Here is a 2,857-nt window from a genome sequence, read left to right as displayed (position 1 = left end):
GCAAGGGACAGCGTGAGCAAGCGATCGGCGTCCTTTGCATCCTGTGGCAAGGCGATGGCCAGTTCGTAGCGGAGACAGGCGGCCACACTCAGTATGCCCAGTGAACTGCTCAGAACTGAAAGCAGGCCGAAGTCGGCGGGCAGATACAGGCGGGCCAGGATGGGCATCGCCAAGGCAGTGATGCCGTGGGCGAGCATGCCGGCGCTACTCAGCAGAACGACGGCACGTATAAAGCTTCCACGCGCTTGCATGGTTGGGGGGGTGCCTGACACGAAGATCATTCGTGGATGCTTGGAACAGCTGCGCCGGCCAGTGCGGAATCAGGCGCTTTTCAGCGCCAGCCGCAGCGCCTCCACCACCCGCTCCTGTTGCTCATCGGTCAAGTCCGCGCTCATCGGCAGGCTCATGACGCGGTCTGCGGCTGCATTGCTGTGAGGCATGCTGGCGGCCGAGCATTCAGGCGTCTCGTAGGCGGGCTGGCGGTGCAGCGGGCGTGGATAGTGGACGGCGGTGGGAATGCCCTGCGCCTTCAGCGCAGCGATTACATCCCCGCGGTTGTCGACCTTCACGGTGTACTGAGCCCACACGCAGTCGCGATCGGCGGCCACTTCGAGCAGTTCCACCGGCGCTCCGCTGGCCCTGATCAATTCGGCGTAGCGGTCGCCCAGTTTCTTGCGCTGCGCGATCTCCCATTCGAAGCGTTCGAGCTTGCCCAGCACGACSGCGCATTGCAGCGTGTCCATGCGCCCGCCCACTCCCACACGAGTGTGCGTGTATCGCTGGCTCTGGCCATGCACTCGGATCTCGCGCATCGCCTGGGCGAGCGCGTCGTCATTGGTGAAGAGGGCCCCGCCGTCGCCGTAGCAGCCCAGCGGCTTGCTGGGAAAGAAGCTCGTCGCGCCGATGCGCGACACGTTGCAGCTCATCCGGCCCTTGTAGCTGGCCCCGAAGCTTTGTGCAGCGTCTTCGATGACCGACAGGCCGTGCCTTGCAGCGACCGTGTTGATCTCGTCCATATCGGCCACCTGGCCGTACAGGCTGACGGGCATGATGGCGCGAGTGGCGGGTGTGATCGCGGCTTCGAGGAGCGCCGGATCGATGTTGCAATCACCCGGCTTGATGTCGACATAGACCGGCTTGGCGCCCGCCAGCACGATGGTCTCCGCCGTGGCCGCGAAGGTGAACGGCGTCGTGATGACCTCGTGGCCCGGCCCGATGCCTTCTGCCATGAGCGCGATCAACAGGGCTTCAGTGCCACTGGAGACCGTGATGCAGTGTCTGGCGCCGGTGAGTCGCGCGAGGGCCGCCTCGAGTTCCGCCACTTCCGGCCCCATGATGTATTGGCCGTGGTCGAGCACCGCCTGGATGCGCGCGTCGATGCTGGGCTTGAGGGCCTGGTATTGGCTCTTGAGGTCGATGAATTGCATGATCAATCCTGGATCAGTTCGCAGCGGTCGTCGTTGAGCCTGTAGCGGTCGCCCGTGTGCGGGCACGTCGCTTTGTCGTCGACGAAGTCAAGGCGTTCACCGAAGCGGCTCATCCAGCCGATTCGCTTGGCAGGCACGCCGACCATCAGCCCGAAATCGGGCACGTCGCGATTGACGACCGCGCCAGCGCCGACGAATGCGTAGCGACCCACGGTCGTGCCGCAAACGATGGTGGCGTTGGCCCCCAGGGTTGCGCCCTGGCGCATCACGGTACGGCGGTATTCATCCTTGCGCGTAACCGCAGAGCGCGGGTTGTAGACGTTGGTGAACACCATGCTGGGGCCGCAGAAGACGTCGTCCTCCAATGTCACCGAGTCATAGACGGAGACGTTGTTCTGGATCTTGACGTTGTTGCCGATGCTGACGTCGTTGCCGACGTAGACGTTCTGGCCGAAGGAGCAACCGTCGCCAATGCGGGCGCCAGCGCTGATGTGTACGAAGTGCCAGACGCGGCAGCCCGAGCCGATCCGGGCGCCAGCGTCGACGATGGCAGAGGGGTGGATGACAGTCTGCGTGCTCATCGGCTCAGTAATTCAGCGGCAGGTTGACCTTCTGCCCGTCGCGGGCCGAGCGGTACATGCCGATCAGCAGTTCCAGAGACTTGAGGCCTTCGCGTCCATCGGTTTCAGGCTGTGCCTCGCCGCGCAGCACCTGCAGCACGTTGTGGTAGTACAGGGGATGCCCGAAACCGTAGACCGATGTGGTCTCGTAGTTGGCGTCCTTGATGCGCTGATCCATCTCGTGCGCGTCCTGGAACTCCCAGTGCTTGATCTCGTTGACAGCCACGCCACCGACCACGGCAGAGCCTTTTTCGCCGAGGATGGTGATCGAGCCTTCCAGATTCTTGGGATAGGTGAGCATGGTGACGTTGATCGAACCCATGGCGCCGCTACGCCACTTGATGGCGGCAACGCCGGTGTCTTCCACCTCGATATCGCGCGCCAGGGTCCCCGTGTACGCCATGACACTTTCGACCGGACCGATGATCCACTCGAGCAGGTCGACGTAGTGGCTCGCCTGGTTCATGAAGGCGCCGCCGTCGAACTCCCAGGTGCCGCGCCAGGCGGCGCTGTCGTAATAGGCTTGAGGGCGGCTCCAGAACACGTTCACCGTGACCATGTGGATTCGCCCGAAACGGCCCGCTGCCACGGCATTCTTGAGCAGTTGCAGGGTCGGATTGCGCCGGTTCTGTTTGACGACGAACAGCCGCACGCCTGCCTCGTCGCAGGCCCGCACCATGTCGATGCCGTCCTGCCAGCGAGTGGCCATGGGCTTTTCCGTCATGACGTGGAAGCCGGCATGCGCAGCTTCGATGGCCTGGCGCGGGTGCAGGCCGCTTGGCGTCGTCAGGATGACCACGTCCGCCGAGG

At 64.0% G+C, this 2,857-nt stretch carries 3 protein-coding genes and 1 pseudogene; all 4 read right to left on the bottom strand.

Features of this window, described 5'->3' with window-relative positions:
• Positions 1–281 (bottom strand): annotated as a pseudogene (locus AC1DU6_RS25905) (hypothetical protein); the annotation flags it as partial.
• A 39-nt stretch (positions 282–320) separates the two neighbouring features.
• Complete coding sequence (locus tag AC1DU6_RS25900; RefSeq protein ID WP_477860624.1) at positions 321–1,427, bottom strand: DegT/DnrJ/EryC1/StrS family aminotransferase; 1,107 nt, start codon at positions 1,425–1,427, stop codon at positions 321–323.
• Positions 1,428–1,429: 2 nt separating this feature from the next.
• Positions 1,430–2,008 carry an acyltransferase gene (locus AC1DU6_RS25895; RefSeq protein WP_477860622.1) on the bottom strand — a complete coding sequence of 193 codons (579 nt, stop codon included), beginning with the start codon at positions 2,006–2,008 and terminating at the stop codon, positions 1,430–1,432.
• Between the two features lie 4 nt (positions 2,009–2,012).
• Positions 2,013–2,857, bottom strand: an 845-nt coding sequence (locus AC1DU6_RS25890) for a Gfo/Idh/MocA family protein (RefSeq protein WP_477860620.1), incomplete at its 5' end; no start/stop codon positions are given.

The organism is Roseateles sp. P5_B10, assembly GCF_056400485.1.
Note: the sequence above shows the minus strand (reverse complement) of the source record. Positions and strands in the feature narration are given on the sequence as shown.

Excerpts from the sequence above, each read along its gene's own strand:
- AC1DU6_RS25895 (WP_477860622.1), bottom strand. The coding sequence starts at position 2,008 with ATGAGCACGCAGACTGTCATCCACCCCTCTGCCATCGTCGACGCTGGC.